Source organism: Microbacterium sp. PA5 (assembly GCF_049860775.1).
GTDB lineage: Bacteria > Actinomycetota > Actinomycetes > Actinomycetales > Microbacteriaceae > Microbacterium.
The window spans coordinates 2,769,144-2,785,420 of record NZ_CP187567.1 but is presented as its reverse complement, the minus strand read 5'-3'; the positions used below and the strand labels follow the sequence as shown (position 1 = coordinate 2,785,420).

The following is a 16,277-nucleotide window of genomic DNA, read 5'->3' as shown; positions in this document are numbered from 1 at the left end:
GGTGCGATCGACCTAGAGCGACGGCCTCGAGCAGGCGGCTGGGGGGAACCGTCGACGCGTCGCGACAAGCGCCGCCGCAGCGGCGACGCCGACGATCAGACTGGCGAGAGCGAGGAGCAGCAATGCTCCGGCCAGAAAGACGAATCCCCCTCCGACGAGACTCATGAGAGCCATAGCCCCCCACAAGGCGACCGGGGCCACGGCAAGTCCCGTCGACGCCATCCGCAGTGTGCTGCTGGCGCCGAAGAGTGACCGCCAGGCGCGGTCGAGGACCACCAACGCGCACACCCAGGCGAGGATCCCCGCCACGATCAACGCGGAGTACGTCGGGTTCGCGAAGTTCCGCGGACCTGTGCTCGGGACGTCCGGTAGTGAGCTGCCGTACTGGGCGCCGGCGACTCCGAGAACGATCGCCGCGACCGCGAGAACGGCACCGATAACCAGTTTGCGTCGCGCGTAGCCAGCCAGCGATCCCGATGATGCCCTTATCAATCGGCGGGTACCTCCGTGATGGCGATCGCCCACAGGTTTGCCACGTCTGCCGTACCCATCACGCGGACCGTTTCGCCCACCACGTCGAGGGTGTTCCGTGTTCCCGGGTCATCGACGTCGGGGAGGCATCGCTGGGTGATGGTCGCAGAGTTCTCGATCTCGACGGTGATGATGTCGTCGCCCCAGCAGCGGATGTACACGGCGACGCGCCCTGTCCTCGTCGGCGCGGGTTCCGTAGAGGCGGCGCCGCGGATCGAAGACAGGGTTCCCACGCGCGGTTCACCGGGCGCGGGAGTGACCGTCAGTTCGGTAGGCGCAGGGGATGGTGAGGCGGATGCCGAAGGTTTGGGAGGGGAGGCCGGCGACGTGGCGGGAGCGGAGACTCCCGCCACGCAGCCGGTGGTCAGCGATGCCGCGGCCAGCGCGCCGACCATCGCCCACATCGTCCGCCTCACTTGACCGTCACGTCCCAGCCCACCCGGAAGGGGGCCAATGTGCTCGCGGCGCGCGACTGAATGGTGCAATCGGGACCGAGGGTGCGGTACTCCTTGCCCCTCACGGGCAGGCTCCAGACGCCGTAGTCGCCGTATCCGGTCTTTCCGGAGGGAACAGTGAACGTGACGGAGTTCCCGACGGATGCCGTGACGCTGAGGCCCGCGGAGACGCCGAACTCCGCGGAGATCTCGGCGACTTTCACGGACCCTTTGACGTTGGTCGCCCCGGAGAACTGGGCGTTGACGGTGCCGCCGACGTCTGAGGTGAGGGTGACTCTCATGCTCTTGGCGGTGCGATTGCGATTCGCCTGGGTGGGCCCGATCTGGGTGAGTGTGCGCGTACCACGCGAGGTGGAGTCGTATCTCCACGCGGATGTGCTGCAGCCCTTGATCGGCACGGAGAGCGCCGTGAGCGACGCGCTCTCGGCGCTTGCCGTCGCCAGGCGCTCGGTCGGTGCGCCCGCGGCCCACGCGGGGGACGCGCTCAGCAGGAGGGCGCAGGCGACAACGGTGGCGAGGATCGCGTTCTTTCGGTTCGTCAAGTGATCTTCCCTTCGATGTGAAGAGGGGGAGAACCACACGCTAGCGCTCATTTATGCGAGTGCGGGAAAGCATGATGAATCTGTGCATAACTCGCCGTCCACCCCGCCCGTGGCCCCCGAACCGGCCGCTACTAGACTCGAACGGTGATCGATCTCGTTCTGCTCCGCGACAACCCGGACCTCGTCAAGCGCTCGCAGGAGGCGCGCGGGGAGTCGTCCGAGTCGGTGGATGCGGCGATCGACGCCGACCGCGCCCGCCGGGCCGCCCTCACCGCGTTCGAGGAGCTGCGCGCCGCGCAGAACGCGCACGGCAAGAAGGTGGCACAGGCCCCCAAGGAGGAGAAGGCCGCTCTCGTCGCCGAGGCTAAGGCCCTCAGCGACCGTGTGAAGGAGGCGCAGCAGGCGGTGACCGCCGCCGAGGCCGTGGCCGCCGAGGCGCTCGCCAAGATCGAGAACATCGTCATCGACGGGGTGCCCGCCGGGGGAGAGGACGACTTCGTCACCCTCCGCACGCACGGCGAGCCCGTCCGGTTCGACTTCGAGCCCCGCGATCACCTGGCCCTCGGCGAGATGCTCGGCGCGATCGACATGGAGCGCGGGGCGAAGGTCTCCGGCGCCCGATTCACCTTCCTCACCGGCATCGGCGCCCGCCTCGAACTCGCGCTCATGAATCTCGGGATGGAGCGCGCGCTCGCCGCCGGGTTCATCCCGGTGATCCCGCCCACGCTGGTACGCGCGGAGGTCATGCGCGGCACCGGCTTCCTCGGGCAGCACGCCGACGAGGTCTACCGCCTCGACGACGACGACCTCTACCTGGTCGGCACGAGCGAGGTACCCCTCGCGGGCTTCCACATGGACGAGATCCTCGACCTGAGCGGCGGCGCGAAGCGCTACGCCGGTTGGTCCACGTGCTACCGCCGCGAGGCCGGCTCGTACGGCAAGGACACCCGCGGCATCATCCGCCTGCACCAGTTCAACAAGCTCGAGATGTTCGTCTACACGACGCCCGAGGACGCCGAGGCCGAGCACCTGCGTCTCGTCGCGATGCAGGAGGCGATGCTGCAGGACCTCGGCCTCAGCTACCGCGTCATCGACGTCGCGGCCGGCGACCTCGGGTCCTCCGCCGCCCGCAAGTACGACGTCGAGGCGTGGGTCCCGACCCAGGGCGCGTACCGCGAGCTCACCTCGACGTCCAACTGCACGACCTACCAGGCGCGCCGTCTCGACATCCGCCACCGCCCGGTGGGCGAGGACGGCACGCCGGCGTCCAAGACCGCGCACGTCGCGACGCTCAACGGCACGCTCGCGACGACGCGCTGGATCGTGGCGCTGCTGGAGACCCATCAGCGCGCGGACGGCTCGGTCGTGATCCCCGAGGTCCTCCGCCCCTACCTCGGCGGGCTCGAGGTCGCGGAGCCGATCGCGTGACGCACGAGGCCGGTCAGCCGCACCTGCCGCCGACGGGGTCGGTGAAGGTCGTGCGGCCCACGAAGGCCGCCAAGCTCGTCGAGCGGATCGCCGACGAGACCGAGGATCCGACGGTCGCCACCGAGCGGCTGCTCATCGCGCTCGATGTCGACGGCACGGTCCTCCTCGAGGACGAGACGCTCAGCCCGGGCGTCGTCGACGCGATCGCCCATGCACACCGTGCGGGGCACGAGGTGATGCTCGCGACCGGCCGCTCGTGGGAGGGCACCCGCGGCATCCTCCGCGTGCTGCAGCTCGCGCCGGAGTACGTCGTCTGCTCCAACGGGGCCGTCATCATGAAGCGTCTCGAGGGCGATCTGGCCGAGGAGCTCGCGTACGAGCGGTTCCACGTCGAGACGTTCGACCCCGCCGAGGTCCTGCAGCTCCTGCGCGAACACCTCCCCGAGGCGCACTACATGGTCGAGCTCGCCGACGGCCGCCGCCTCTACACCGACGAGATGGACGACTGGAACCTCGTCCACGCCGAGCGCGTGGAGTTCGCCCGGCTGTCGGCGCAGCCGGTGTGCCGCGTCGTGGTGGTCTCGCCCGACGACACCGACGCCGACTTCGTCGAGCTCGTCGGGCGGATCGGGCTCAACAAGGTGTCGTACGCCGTCGGCTGGTCGGCATGGCTCGACATCGCCCCGCAGGGCGTGGACAAGTCCACCGCGCTCGAGCGGGTGCGGACGTGGCTGGGCGTCGACCCCGAGCACGTGCTCGTGATGGGCGACGGGCGCAACGACGTGGGCATGTTCCGCTGGGCGCGGGAGCACGGCGGCCGGGCGATCGCGATGGCGCAGGGCCCCGAGGAGGTGCTCCGCGAGGCGTCCGAGACGACGTCGTCGGTGCACGCCGGGGGCGTCGCAGAGATCCTCCGCGACCTCTGAGCCGGGTGGCGTCGGGGCTGCATCCCCGGTCAGACGCGGTTAACAGCCGGTCCACAGGCGGGCTCGGCCAGAATGGGAGCACCCCCGTCCACTAGAATCAACGCTCGTCGGGTGGATGCCGTGTGCGTCTGCTCGGGAGGGTTGTCCGAGCGGCCGAAGGATCCGGTCTTGAAAACCGGTGGGCAGCAATGTCCCGTGGGTTCGAATCCCACACCCTCCGCATCGTGGGAGCCCCGTACCCGCCCTCAGAAAGAGATGTCCGTGAGCGAGACGCCTGACGCCCCGCCGGCCAGCCGCCGTCAGCCCCTGGCGCGCCATGGCATCCAGTCCTCGCCGCGCCCGTTCCGCCAGATCCTGACGATCCTCGGCGCGGTCGTGGCGGTCGTCGTCCTGAGCGTCGGCGCGGTCGGCGCCTTCTACGTGTGGGACGCCGCCCGCGCCCTCTCCGACAACAGCGTCGACATCGGCGACGACGTCGACCAGCTCCCCGCCATCGGCGAGATCGACGGCGGGGTCAACATGCTCGTCGTCGGCACCGACTCCTGCGAGGGCCAGGATCTGAAGCTCTTCCCCCGTTGCGCCCACGACGCCGGGGGCGAGCGCAACGACGTGACGATGCTGGTGCACATCAGCGACAGCCCGCGTCGCGTGACCGTCGTCTCCTTCCCCCGCGACATGATCGTCCCGATCCCGTCGTGCCCCACCGGCGACGGCGGCAGCTACTCCGCCATGAGCGCGCAGATGATCAACTCCTCGTACATGTACGGCGGGCTCCCGTGCAGCGTGCTGACGGTCGAGGCGCTGACGGGCATCGACATCCAGTACGCAGCCGCCATCCGCTGGACCGGCGTCATCAACATGTCCGACGCCATCGGCGGCGTCGACGTGTGCGTGGCCGACGACATCAAGGACAAGCACACCGGCCTGGACCTCAAGGCCGGCACGCACACGCTCGTTGGTGCCGAGGCGCTGCAGTTCCTGCGCATCCGTCACGGCATCGGCGACGGCTCCGACCTCGGCCGCATCTCCAACCAGCAGCAGTTCATGAGCTCGATGGTGCGCAAGCTCCAGTCCGACGGCGTGCTCGCGAACCCGTCCGTGCTGTTCAACCTCGCCACGACGGCGGTCGCGCAGGTGCAGTCCCAGCAGCTCGTGCTGAGCGACTCGCTCACGAACCCCCAGCGCATGGTGTCGATCGCCATGGCCGTCAAGAGCGTGCCGTACAAGGACATCGTCTTCGTGCAGTACCCGACGGTCTACGCGCCGGGCGGCGGCCGCGTGCTGCCCGTGACCGACGCCGCGTCGGTGCTCTTCCAGGCGCTGGAGGACAACCAGCCCATCAAGATCACCGGCAGCGCGAGCTCGGGCTACGGCGTCGAGGTCATCGGCGAGGCGGAGGCCGAAGCGTCGCCGACGCCCACCCCGACCGGGTCGGCGACCGGCACTCCGGACGCCTCGGGAACGCCGGACGCCGGCGAGACCCCCGAGCCGACCGAGACCGCCGTGGACCTCCCCTCGACGATCTCGGGCTCGACCGCCGCCGACGTCACCTGCACCCAGGCCGAGCGCTGACCCGCGCCGGCCGCCGCGCCGAAGTGGCGCATCCGGTGGCCTCCCGGCATCCATAGCGCTCATCTGCGCCACCTTCTCGGGCGCTCCACCGTGTGGGCACCGCGGGTTCGGCATCGGGTGAAGGAACGGTTATGATTGCCGGGTGTGTTCGCGCCGTCTCGCGTGAACACCCTGGAGACGTCGCATAGTCAGGCCTAGTGCACCACCCTGCTAAGGTGGAGTCCTCGCAAGGGGACCGAGGGTTCAAATCCCTCCGTCTCCGCCACAAGCCCCGGTCATCCGGGGCTTTCGGCGTTCACGGGCAAGGATCGGGCGCGGATCCTGCGTCTCGGGCGTGTGGAGCTGCCCGGCCGCACCGGAGCCGGCGGCCCCGGATCCCATAGCCGCCGCGCGGTCAGCGCAGCTGCGCGATGGCCTCGTCGGTGCGCGTCTGCAGGTAGGCGCACAGGACGCCGAGGGCGCCGACCTCGTCGGCGAGGCCGCGCACGCCGGCGGCGTCGAGGTCGATCGCCTCGGGGCGCGGCTCGAAGGTCACCATCCAGCGGGGTCGGTCGTCGATCATCTGCACGCTGATGTAGGCGATGCCGGGGGAGTTGTCGAGGTGCGCGACCACGAGACCGCTGTCGGTGTGAGGCACGAAGTCGTTGTCGACGACGCTCAGCTCACCGGCGAACACGCTGTGCGTGTCCCAGAAATCGGAGAGCCAGCGTTCGACGTGGGCGCGATCACGGTACGGCATCGAAGGTGAGTGTAGAACCAGCGACAGGGTCGTGGGGCCGGATATCCGGATCCCGAAACGATCCGCGCCCGCGGCGCGCCGGGGAACATGACACGATGGCAGGGCCGCCGAGGCCACCGGACACCGACCGACGCGGTGTCGAGCACCGGGCATCGGCGAGGAAGTGAGGGCGTCATGACCGCTGCTGTCGACCCCGAGGTGCGCCGGTGGGCGCCCGGCGACGAGGAAGCCGTCGTGGCGGGCTTCATCGACACCTACAACGGCGAGCCGTGGAATGACGCCTGGGTGCCGGAGACGGCCGCGCAGTACCTGGCCGAGTTCCGTGCGATGCCGCGGGCCATCGCTCTGGTGGCACACCTCGGGGACCGCGTGGTCGGTGCGGCGTACCTGCACGCGCGGACGTGGCAGGACGGGTCGGAGATCTACATCGACGAGTTCTTCGTCTTCCCGCATGCGCAGCGCCGCGGCGTCGGGCGCGCCCTGGTCGCGGCGATCCGCGACGCGGCCGCCGAGATCGGCGCGGCGGACCTGACCCTCCTCACCGATCGCGACGTGCCCGCGTTCGACTTCTACCGGGGCCTCGGGTTCCGCGAGGGCAGCACGCAGGTCTTCATGATCGGCTAGCCCCGCGGCGGACTCACCGCAGGTAGGCGTCGACCAGCAGCGGCCCCCGGAGGTCGCGCAGCACGTCGATGAGCCGGTCGAGGGCGCGCGCGTTCCACGCGGCCAGCTGCATGTCGTGCGGTCCGAGCGGCAGGAGCTTGCCGGTGCGCAGCCGCACCACCTCCCAGCCGCTGGCGCGCAGCGTGCGGTCCTTGCGGCGATCCGCCTCCTCCCTCGCGCCGACGTGCTCGAGGCCGTGGCGCCCGATGGAGTCGTACTCGACGGCGATCCGCAGTTCGGGGAGCAGGAAGTCGGGCCAGACCTCGACATGCTGGAAGAAGGGGCGTGCGACGCGCACCGCGTTGCGTCCGGGGGTGACATCCAGCCGGGCGAACAGGTCGGCGCGCACGCGGTCCTCGACAGCGGAGGCGGGCACGGGTGCGCAGGCGGAGACGAACGCCTCGCCGATCGGCACCGCGGGGGTCTTGTCGCAGATCCGTGCGGGCGGCCGCGGCCGCCGCGCGGGGCGCTCACGCAGGACGCCGGGCTCGGCGGCCGGCGGCCCGCTCAGCAGCGCGCCGGGCGGCAGCACCGTCTCGCGCTGGGGGAGCGGGAGGATCCGCGTCGGGTTCGCGCGCTCGGCGCACTCCGGACACCAGGCGCTCCGGCGCCGCTCCCGGCCCGGTCGTGCGCGCTGCTCGGCTGGAGTCGCGGCGAACCGGTGCCCCGATTCGCACTCCCACAGCAGCAGGACGTCGGCCGCCGGGGGGATCTGGGTGAGGGTGATCCCGGCGTTGAGCTCCGGATGGTACTGACGGATGAGCGCCGGGTAGGCGGCCCACGCCTCGCGGTAGGTTCCCACGGCGTAGGGCTCGCTCCGCCCCTTCGACCACTGGCGCCGCGCCCACCACGCCTCGACCCGCTCCGCCATGCCGGGAGAATACGGCCCGCCGCGGACATCGCCGCGCCGCGGGAGACATCGCCGACCGGCGACGGACGCGTCAGAAGTCGAACTCGGGGAGATCCACGGCGTAGAGGCGGATGCCGTTCGCGTCGGCGGAGCCGGCGCTCTGCGAGATGAACACGTTGCACGGCGAGCCGACGAGGGCGTTCACCCTGCTGCCGTCGGCGACGGTGAACTCGACGAAGGTCCCCGAGGTCTTCACGGCGGTCTCGATCGCAGCCTTCAGCTCGGGGATATCCACCGTCGGCGAGAGCTCGAAGTTCTTGTCGTTGATGAAGATCCGCGTGATTCCTGTCGGCTCATCGGTGTCCATGAGGAGACGTTACGTCCATCCGCTCGCATCGTGAGGGGTCTTGACAGCGACGGGTCACTGTGACCGGATGGATTGCCTCTTCGTGCAGCGCGCCGCCCGCGTCGCGATCCCGGTCGCGGCCAGGAGATCACAGACCGGCGACCGCTGTCAACGCCCCTCGGCATCCGTGTGCGCGCACCGCAGACTGGCGGCATGTCCCGTGACCAGTACACCTTCGTGAACCCCGCAGACCTCTACGCCGACATCGATCCGAAGAAGCAGCATCAGCCCGAGCCGGGCCTCGACGCCGAGCTCGCGCCGAAGGCCGACCTCGGCGAGGACACCTACCGCGGCACGGGCCGGCTCGCCGGCCGGAAGGCCCTCATCACCGGCGCCGACTCCGGCATCGGCGCGGCCACCGCGATCGCGTTCGCCCGCGAGGGCGCCGACGTGGCGATGTCGTACCTCCCGGAAGAGGAGGAGGACGCCGCGCGCATCGCCGGCATCCTGCGCGAGGCCGGTGCCACGGTGCTCACCATCCCGGGCGACCTGCGCGACAAGGAGTACTGCCGCGCGCTCGTCGCCGAGGCGGTCGAGGGCCTGGGCGGTCTCGACATCCTCGTCAACAACGGCGGCAAGCAGGTCTTCAACGAGGACATCACGACGCTTCCCGACGACCAGTTCGACGACACCTTCGCCACCAACGTCTCGGCGATGTTCTGGATCACCAAGGAGGCGGTCCCGCACCTTCCCGGCGGTTCGGCGATCATCAACACGACGTCGATCCAGGCCTACTCGCCGTCGGACATCCTGGTCGACTACGCCTCGACCAAGGCGACGATCAACGCGTTCACCAAGGCGCTCGCCCAGCAGCTGGCACCGAAGGGCATCCGCGTGAACGCGGTCGCACCGGGACCGATCTGGACGCCGCTGCAGGTCACCGACGGCCAGCCGCAGGAGAAGATCGCGGTCTTCGGCGAGGACACCCCGCTCGGGCGGATGGGCCAGCCGGCCGAGCTCGCCCCGGCGTACGTGTTCCTCGCCTCGGCCGAGTCGAGCTACGTGATCGGCGAGACGCTGAACGTCAACGGCGGGATGCCGACGCCGTAGGCGCTCACCCGGATGCGAGCCGGGCGCGCAGGCGCCGGGCGTCGTGCACCGCGTGGCCGTCGCCGTCGTTGTTGAAGTGGCAGAGCACGGCCGTGCCCAGGGCCTGCCATTCGCGGATGCGGTCGCTCCACCAGTCCAGGTCGGCGTCGGAGTAGCCCCCGGCGTAGAGCACGTCGGGATCGGGACCGTGGAAGCGCACGTAGACGACGTCGGAGGTGGCGCGGAGCACGCACGGCATGCCCGCGCCGCTCACGACGCAGTACGAGGCGTCGAACGCCTCGATCACCGCGAACACGCTGTCGTCGACCCAGGACCGGTGCCGCAGTTCCACCGTGGCGTGCCGGCCCTCGGGCACGGCCGCCAGCAGGCGCGCCAGGTGCTCGTCGTCGCGCTCCGCGCCGGGCGGGAGCTGGAGGAGCAGCGGACCGGCGGCGTCGCCCAGCCCCGACAGCCCGTCCGCCAGTCGCTCGGTCCACCGGGCGGGGTCGAGGTGCGCCCCGGCATGGGTGAGGCCGCGCGGGGCCTTCACCGAGACGAGGAACCCGGGCGGCAGCTGCGCGCGCCAGCCGCGGAAGGTGTCGACCCGCGGCCAGTGATAGAAGCTCGTGTTGAGCTCGACGGTGTCGAATTCGGCCGCATAGGCGGCCAGCCGGCGGGACGAGGCCGTGCCGGGCGGGTACAGATGACCTCGCCAGTGGTCGTAGCTCCACCCGGAGGTCCCGATGCGCACGTCGCCGGGACTCAGCCCTGGCACGCCGGTCACCGCACCCTCCTACGCCGAGCCCAGCGGCGGCGGGCGGTGGGCGATCGGGATCGGCTTGCTCGCGGGGTGGCGCGGGCGCGGGTGGAGGACGGCGGAGGCGCTGTCGAGCAGCTCGCCCAGGGTGGCGAAGGTCGCCGACGCGATGCCGTGGGCCACCCAGGTGACCGCATAGCGCCCGTCGGGCCTGAGCTCGATGCAGGCGACGACGACACCGTCCGGGTCGCCGTCCGCCGTGGATCGGTCGCGCAGACGCCAGGTCGTATCGGTGAGGGGATCCAGCGTGAGCCGGTGGGGGGAGGTCATGTGTGGTGCTTTCCGGGAGCCTCGAGAGCGCCCTCACCCCACCCTGCGGCCCACGGGGAAGGATGCGCAGGGGATTGACAAGCCGCCGCGCGCCTGCGTTCCGGCCGCGGGTCTACCACACCGCCTCGCCCGCGTCTGCCCCGGTGCGCGTACCGGGGTCCTCCTGACAGCGTGGCCGCATGACCCCGCAGATCTCCCCTCGCCTCCTCGCCGACGACGCCCCGACGCTCCTCACCCAGGGCTACGGCTTCGCCGACCGGATCTGGCGTCGCGTGCGTGAGGGCGCGCGATCGGCTCCGCTGCGGCTGCTCGGGCACGACGCGATGCTCGTGCGCGGCCCGGAGGGCGTGGCGCTCTTCTACGACGAGTCGCGCGTCGCCCGGCACGGCGCCATGCCCGCGCTCGTGCAGGAGACCCTCTTCGGGCACGGTTCGGTGCACAGCCTCGACGGCGGCGAGCATCGGCACCGCAAGGCGACGTTCGTCGACGTCGCCTATCGCGACGCGGAGGTCGAGCGCCTGCTCCCCCTGCTCGACGAGGAGTGGCGCAGCGAGCGCGATGCCTGGCTGGCCGGCGGGACCCGCACCGCCTACGACGCCGCCGTCGGCGCTCTCGGCCGCGCGGTGATGCGCTGGGCCGGACTTCCCGGCACCGCCGACGCGCGCACGCGCTGGGCGGCGCGTCTCGCGCAGATCGTCGACGGGTTCGGGGTGCCGTACTCCCCGGAGTTCGTCCTGGCCGGTGCACATCGCTGGTGGTCGGATCGTCACGCGGAGCGGCTGATCACCGCGGTGCGGGAGGGGCGGCTCCAGCCCGCCCGGCGGACCGCCCTGCACGCCTGGGCCTGGCATCGCGACCCCCGGGGCGACCTCCTCCCCGCCCGGCTCGCCGGGGTGGAGCTGCAGAACGTCCTCCGGCCGATGATCGCCGTCGCGCGGTTCGTGGCCTTCGCGGCGCGCGAGCTGCACGAGCGGCCGGACTGGCGGGAGCGGATCGCCGACGAGGTGGAAGCGCGCGGCGCGTTCGCCGGCGGTCCCCTCGCGACGGCGTTCGCCCAGGAGGTGCGGCGGACGGCGCCGTTCGTGCCCGTGCTGCCGGCGCGGGCGCTCGTGCCGGTCGAGCTCGACGGTCAGCGCGTCGACACCGGTGGTCGCGTGGTGCTCGACATCCTCGGGACCGACACCGATGCGGCGTCCTGGGAGCGCGCGGACGCGTTCGAGCCCGAGAGGTTCGTCGGCGTCGACGACTACGAGGCACTCGCCGCGTTCATCCCCCACGGCGGTGCGGATGTCCGCACGGGCCATCGCTGCCCGGGCGAGAAGCTCGCCATCGCGGGGCTCGCGGCGGCGATCGGCGTGCTGAGCGATCCGCGGCTCGCGATCCTCGGCGACGGCCTCGACGTCAACCGGCGCCGGCTGCCGACCAAGCCCGCCTCGGGCGCGCGGGTGCGTCGCCGGGAGGATGCCGACGAGCGCGGCAGGTGCCCGTTCCACCGCCGCCGCTGACGGGCCCGCGACCGCGGACCCGCAGGACCAGATTCATGCCCGACAGAGAGAAGACCGGCCCCATGGCGACCAGCGAGAGCTTCGGGGCACCCCCGCAGTCCGACCGACTGAAGCGGAGCATCACCACACCCCTGCTCTTCTTCTTCATCCTCGGCGACGTCCTCGGCGCGGGCATCTACGCGCTCATGGGGGTGCTCGCGGGAGAGGTCGGCGGGATGCTGTGGGCCCCGCTCGTCGTGGCGCTCCTGCTCGCCCTGCTCACCGCCGGGTCCTACGCGGAGCTGGTGACGAAGTATCCGCGGGCCGGCGGCGCCGCCGTCTTCGCCCAGCGCGCGTTCGGGCGCCCGCTCGTGTCGTTCCTAGTGGGCTTCAGCATGCTCGCCGCGGGGGTGACGAGCGCCGCGGGACTCGCGCTGGCCTTCGCCGGGGAGTACTTCCAGACCTTCATCGCGCTGCCCGCCGTGCCGGTCGCGATCGTCTTCCTCCTCGTGATCGGCGCGCTGAACATGCGCGGAATCCGCGAGTCGCTCGCCGCGAACGTCGTCATGACGGTGATCGAGGTGAGCGGACTGGTCATCGTCGTGGTGGTGGTCGCGGTCCTGGTCGGCTCGGGAGGTGGCGAGCTGTCGCGCGTCGTCTCCCCGAACCCCGATGCGGGTGTCGCCACCGCCGTCCTCGGCGGCGCGATCATCGCCTACTACTCGTTCGTGGGGTTCGAGACCTCGGCGAACGTCATCGAGGAGGTGCGCGAGCCGCGCAAGAGCTATCCGGTCGCGCTGTTCGGGGCTCTGATCGTCGCCGGGGCCGTCTACGTGCTCGTCGGGCTCGCGAGCTCCATCGCCCTCCCGCCCGAACGCCTCGCCGAGTCGTCCGGTCCGCTCCTCGCGGTCGTCGAGGCGAGCGGCGTCGCGGTCCCGTCCTGGCTGTTCAGCCTCATCGCCCTCATCGCCGTCGCCAACGGGGCGCTCCTCACGATGATCATGGCCAGCCGCCTCGCCTACGGGATGGCCGATCAGGGACTCCTGCCGTCGGTGCTGTCGCGGGTGCTCCCGAACCGCAGGACGCCGTGGGTCGCCATCCTCGCGACGACCGCGGTGGCGTGCCTGCTGACGCTGGCCGGAGATCTCCAGCTGCTCGCCGAGACCGTCGTCCTGCTCCTCCTGTTCGTGTTCCTCAGCACGAACATCGCGGTCCTGGTCCTCCGCCGCGACCGGGTCGCCCACGAGCACTTCCGGGTCTGGACGGCGATCCCGGTCCTCGGCATCGGATCGTGCGTCCTGCTCCTCAGCCAGCAGAGCGCGACGGTCTGGCTGTTCGGCGCCGCGCTCCTGGCCGTCGGCGTCGTGCTGCACCTCGTCGCCACCGTCGCACGGCGCCGCGTCAGTCGGCGTCGACCGGAGCGAGGTCCTGCGTCGCCGGCCCCTCGATGACGCGGCCGTCCGCGGCGAAACGGGATCCGTGCAGCGGGCAGTCCCACGTGCTCTCGGCGTCGTTCCAGCGGACGATGCCGCCGAGGTGGGTGCAGACGGCGGACACGCGGCAGAGCGCGCCGTCCACGCGCGACTGCGCGACGGGGCGGACGCCGCTGCGCACGATCTCGGCGCGGCCGCTGTCGGAGTGGCTGCGCGGAGCGACCCACCCCGCGACCAGGTGGGCGCCGACCTCGGCGTTGGCCGTGGCCGTCTCGCCGAGATCGCGGATCCCGGGGCGCTGATCGCGCAGGGTGCGGTGCCAGGCCGGGGTCTCGCCGGTGATCTCGCCCACCACCGCGAGCGCGGCGGCAGGAGCGTTGGTCATGCCCCACTTGGCGAAGCCCGTCATCGCGAAGACGCGGTCGTGCCCGCCGTGGATGGCGCCGGCGTACGGGAGGTGCGTGGTCATCCGGTAGTCCTGCGCCGCCCACCAGGTGATGGGCGTCGCGCCGGGGAAGTGCTCCGCGGTCCACGTGAGGATGCCGTCGCGCAGGTCGCCGATCCCGTCCTCGCGGCCGGTGACGATCCCGCCGCCGCCCACGACGATCGCCGGTGCGCCGTCGCGGTCGACCGCGGTGCGGATCGAGCGGCCGACCGGGTCGACGGACAGGTACATGCCGTCGGGGGAGCCGCCGCCCGGACCGGCGGGCAGCCGGAAGGCGACGACGGCCTGCCGCTGCGGGACGAGCGCCGCGAACAGCAGTGAGCGGTCGAGGATGGGCGTGCCCGTGGCGAGGATCAGCCGCTCGGCGACGATATCGCCGCGCTCGGTCGTCACGGTGACTCCGCCGCCGGTGGCCGACACCCCGGTCACGCGGCAGCGATCCACCACGACGCCGCCCGCCTCGCGGATCCGCGCGATGAGGGCCGCCGCCGCGGTGACGGGCTGCACCTGCGCCTGGTCGGCCATGCGCAGGGCGCCCTCGACGGCGACGGGGAGCCCGATGGTCCCGGCGGGCACGGCGGGCACGCTCTCGACGGGGCTTCCCGCGGCGGCCATCGCGTCGGCCTCGGACTGCACGGAGGTCAGGCCCTCGGCCGTGGTCGCGTACGTATAGGACGGCCGGGCCTCCCAGGCGCCGGGGACGGCGGCCAGCTCGCGCCGCATCCAGCCGGCGCCGGCGCGGTTCGCCTCGAGATAGGCGGCGGCGGCCTCCTCGCCCGCGTGCTCCCTGATGCCGGACACCGTGGATCCCTGCAGCAGGCTCACCTTCCCCGTCGTGCGGGAGGTCGTCCGTCCGCCCAGTTCGTCGGCGTCGACGACGACCACCTCGTGCCCGGCGCGCGCGAGCTCCAGCGCGGTGGCCAGTCCCGCCAGTCCCGCGCCCGCCACGAGGGTCTGCGTGAGCGTCGGGAGCGGGTCCGTACCGCGCAGGTCGGGACCGGTGAGGCGCCACAGCGACGCGGGGGCGGGGGTGGGGTCGGGCGTGGACGTCATGCGGGCTCCTGGTCGTCGGTCTTCTCCGTGAACAGTGAGGGGCGGCGACCTGTCGTGCACGGGGGTTGACAGGTCGCGGCGGATGCCCGAGCGCGGCTCCGGTCCCCGAGCGTGGCGAGGGGCTCCTCCACAGCCGACGACGGAGCCGGGTTATCCACAGGAATCACCGATGACCAGGGATTGTCTGACCTCGGTGTCGGGGGTGGCGAGGACGATGGGGGCATGACGAACACCGCGACCATCACCGGCGATCAGGCCACCTGTGTGGACGCCGTGGTCGACGAGCTCGTCGAGATCCAGCGACGGCGCGCCGCGCTGTACGCGGAAGAAGCCGCGCTTCTCGCCCGCGCGGTCGAGATCGCCCGCGACCAGGACGATGCGCCGGGTCCGTCGGAGATTCGAGACATTCCGATCCGCTCGATGGCCGCGCAGATCGGTGCCGCACTGCGCGTCTCGGATCGGACGGTGCAGCGGCATCTCTCGGATGCCGTCGTGCTGACGACCCGCTTCCCGGCCACCCACGCGGCGCTCGCGGCGGGGACGGTTTCGGTCGCGCATGCGCGTGTGGTCGTGGAGCACGGGCAGGCGATCGACGATGACGACCCGCGCGCCGCCTACGAGGCGGCGGTGCTGGAGATCGCGCGGCGGGAGACCTCCGGCCGGTTGAAGCCCGCCGCACGGCTGCTGGCCGCACGGCTGCACGCGATCCCGCTGGACGGTCGCCACGTCGAGGCCGCATCACGCCGGTCCGTGTGGGTGCGTGACCTGGAGGACGGGATGGCGGAGCTGGTCGCGACCCTGCCCGCGCACCTCGCGCACGGCATCCGCGATCGCCTCGACCAGTATGCAAGACGGGCGATGGGCGTTCACCAGAACGCGGGTACGGGCGGGGAGCTGCCCGATGAGACGCTCTTCGGCGAGCCGACCGCGCGCGATCGCCGCGGGGTCGACGAGATCCGCGCGGATGTGTTCGCCGACCTGCTCCTCACCGGGCACGCCACACCGGAGAGCAGCAACGCCTCGATCCCCGAGGGGGAGGCGATCGTCGCGCACGTGCAACTGACGGTCCCCGTACTGACGGTCCTCGGCGTCGACACGACTCCCGCGGAGCTCACCGGCCACGCACCGATCGACACCGCTACAGCTCTGCGGCTCGCGGCGACCGCGCCGGGATGGGACCGGGTGCTGACCCATCCCGTGACCGGCACGGTGCTCGCGGTGGACCGGTACCGGCCGAGCGATCAGCTGAAACGGGCGCTCCGGGTCCGTGATGAGCACTGTCGGTTCCCCGGATGCCGGATCCCCGTCCGGCGGTGCGACATCGACCACACCACCGCCAGAGAACACGACGGACCCACCGAACTCGGAAACCTCGCCCACCTGTGCCGCCGCCATCACACCTTGAAACATCATTCGGCATGGCGCGTGAGACAGGCCGCGGATGGAGTGCTCCACTGGACCAGCCCGACCGGTCGGACCTACCCCGACCGGCCCGCACGCACGCTGGTGTTCACATCCGACGCCGACGCCGACCCCGAGACCAGGGTCGTCGCCGAACTCGACTCGCCCTTCTGACGACGCCACCGTCGTCGACGCCGCGGTCGCCGCCGTCCTCGCCGCGCACTGATCCGTCC

General features: G+C 71.7%; 16 protein-coding genes and 2 tRNA genes. 10 read left to right on the top strand and 8 right to left on the bottom strand.

Annotated elements, in window-relative coordinates:
• Positions 1–488: 488 nt before the first annotated feature.
• Both ACPWUT_RS13200 and ACPWUT_RS13195 read right to left on the bottom strand, forming a co-directional pair.
• Positions 489–926 (bottom strand): hypothetical protein, encoded by a 438-nt coding sequence (locus ACPWUT_RS13200; protein ID WP_425838387.1) that lies wholly within the window; start codon positions 924–926, stop codon positions 489–491.
• Between the two features lie 17 nt (positions 927–943).
• On the bottom strand, positions 944–1,528 hold the full coding sequence (locus tag ACPWUT_RS13195) for a hypothetical protein (protein ID WP_425838384.1): 585 nt from the start codon (positions 1,526–1,528) through the stop codon (positions 944–946).
• Positions 1,529–1,672: 144 nt separating this feature from the next.
• On the opposite strand from ACPWUT_RS13195, the gene serS reads away from it, so the two are divergent.
• The 5 genes from serS (at position 1,673) to ACPWUT_RS13170 (ending at position 5,719) form a co-directional block, all read left to right on the top strand.
• Positions 1,673–2,956 (top strand): serine--tRNA ligase, encoded by a 1,284-nt coding sequence (serS, locus tag ACPWUT_RS13190; RefSeq protein WP_284529148.1) that lies wholly within the window; start codon positions 1,673–1,675, stop codon positions 2,954–2,956.
• A complete protein-coding gene (locus tag ACPWUT_RS13185; protein WP_284529150.1) occupies positions 2,953–3,882 on the top strand; it encodes an HAD family hydrolase in 930 nt (309 codons plus the stop codon). The genes serS and ACPWUT_RS13185 overlap by 4 nt, the downstream gene beginning before the upstream one ends.
• Positions 3,883–4,017: 135 nt before the next feature.
• Positions 4,018–4,102 (top strand) — tRNA-Ser (locus ACPWUT_RS13180).
• A gap of 35 nt (positions 4,103–4,137) precedes the next feature.
• A complete protein-coding gene (locus tag ACPWUT_RS13175) occupies positions 4,138–5,454 on the top strand; it encodes an LCP family protein (protein ID WP_425838379.1) in 1,317 nt (438 codons plus the stop codon).
• 173 nt (positions 5,455–5,627) lie between these two features.
• Positions 5,628–5,719, top strand: a tRNA-Ser gene (locus ACPWUT_RS13170).
• A gap of 129 nt (positions 5,720–5,848) precedes the next feature.
• Here ACPWUT_RS13170 and ACPWUT_RS13165 read toward each other — a convergent pair.
• Complete coding sequence (locus ACPWUT_RS13165) at positions 5,849–6,193, bottom strand: protein-L-isoaspartate carboxylmethyltransferase (RefSeq protein WP_425838376.1); 345 nt, start codon at positions 6,191–6,193, stop codon at positions 5,849–5,851.
• 174 nt (positions 6,194–6,367) lie between these two features.
• On the opposite strand from ACPWUT_RS13165, the gene ACPWUT_RS13160 reads away from it, so the two are divergent.
• Positions 6,368–6,817 carry a GNAT family N-acetyltransferase gene (locus tag ACPWUT_RS13160; RefSeq protein WP_425838373.1) on the top strand — a complete coding sequence of 150 codons (450 nt, stop codon included), beginning with the start codon at positions 6,368–6,370 and terminating at the stop codon, positions 6,815–6,817.
• 13 nt (positions 6,818–6,830) lie between these two features.
• Here the strand turns inward: ACPWUT_RS13160 and ACPWUT_RS13155 are convergent, their stop codons facing one another.
• Together ACPWUT_RS13155 and ACPWUT_RS13150 are read right to left on the bottom strand one after the other, a co-directional pair.
• Positions 6,831–7,727 carry a zinc-ribbon domain-containing protein gene (locus tag ACPWUT_RS13155; RefSeq protein WP_425838370.1) on the bottom strand — a complete coding sequence of 299 codons (897 nt, stop codon included), beginning with the start codon at positions 7,725–7,727 and terminating at the stop codon, positions 6,831–6,833.
• Between the two features lie 70 nt (positions 7,728–7,797).
• Positions 7,798–8,073, bottom strand: a complete 276-nt coding sequence (locus tag ACPWUT_RS13150) for a hypothetical protein (RefSeq protein ID WP_284530461.1) — start codon at positions 8,071–8,073, stop codon at positions 7,798–7,800.
• A 192-nt stretch (positions 8,074–8,265) separates the two neighbouring features.
• Between ACPWUT_RS13150 and ACPWUT_RS13145 the strand changes: the two genes are divergently transcribed.
• Positions 8,266–9,162 (top strand): SDR family oxidoreductase, encoded by an 897-nt coding sequence (locus tag ACPWUT_RS13145; protein ID WP_284530462.1) that lies wholly within the window; start codon positions 8,266–8,268, stop codon positions 9,160–9,162.
• A gap of 4 nt (positions 9,163–9,166) precedes the next feature.
• Here the strand turns inward: ACPWUT_RS13145 and ACPWUT_RS13140 are convergent, their stop codons facing one another.
• Together ACPWUT_RS13140 and ACPWUT_RS13135 are read right to left on the bottom strand one after the other, a co-directional pair.
• Positions 9,167–9,925, bottom strand: a complete 759-nt coding sequence (locus ACPWUT_RS13140) for a DUF72 domain-containing protein (RefSeq protein ID WP_425838365.1) — start codon at positions 9,923–9,925, stop codon at positions 9,167–9,169.
• Between the two features lie 9 nt (positions 9,926–9,934).
• Positions 9,935–10,228, bottom strand: a complete 294-nt coding sequence (locus tag ACPWUT_RS13135) for a hypothetical protein (RefSeq protein WP_284530467.1) — start codon at positions 10,226–10,228, stop codon at positions 9,935–9,937.
• Between the two features lie 179 nt (positions 10,229–10,407).
• On the opposite strand from ACPWUT_RS13135, the gene ACPWUT_RS13130 reads away from it, so the two are divergent.
• Together ACPWUT_RS13130 and ACPWUT_RS13125 are read left to right on the top strand one after the other, a co-directional pair.
• On the top strand, positions 10,408–11,733 hold the full coding sequence (locus ACPWUT_RS13130; RefSeq protein ID WP_425838361.1) for a cytochrome P450: 1,326 nt from the start codon (positions 10,408–10,410) through the stop codon (positions 11,731–11,733).
• A 62-nt stretch (positions 11,734–11,795) separates the two neighbouring features.
• Complete coding sequence (locus ACPWUT_RS13125; RefSeq protein ID WP_425842287.1) at positions 11,796–13,163, top strand: APC family permease; 1,368 nt, start codon at positions 11,796–11,798, stop codon at positions 13,161–13,163.
• Here ACPWUT_RS13125 and ACPWUT_RS13120 read toward each other — a convergent pair.
• Positions 13,114–14,643: an FAD-dependent oxidoreductase gene (locus ACPWUT_RS13120; RefSeq protein WP_425838358.1), complete on the bottom strand. Its 1,530-nt coding sequence runs from the start codon at positions 14,641–14,643 to the stop codon at positions 13,114–13,116. The two genes, ACPWUT_RS13125 and ACPWUT_RS13120, sit on opposite strands and share 50 nt — an antisense overlap.
• A gap of 222 nt (positions 14,644–14,865) precedes the next feature.
• On the opposite strand from ACPWUT_RS13120, the gene ACPWUT_RS13115 reads away from it, so the two are divergent.
• On the top strand, positions 14,866–16,218 hold the full coding sequence (locus tag ACPWUT_RS13115) for a DUF222 domain-containing protein (protein ID WP_425838355.1): 1,353 nt from the start codon (positions 14,866–14,868) through the stop codon (positions 16,216–16,218).
• Positions 16,219–16,277: the final 59 nt, after the last annotated feature.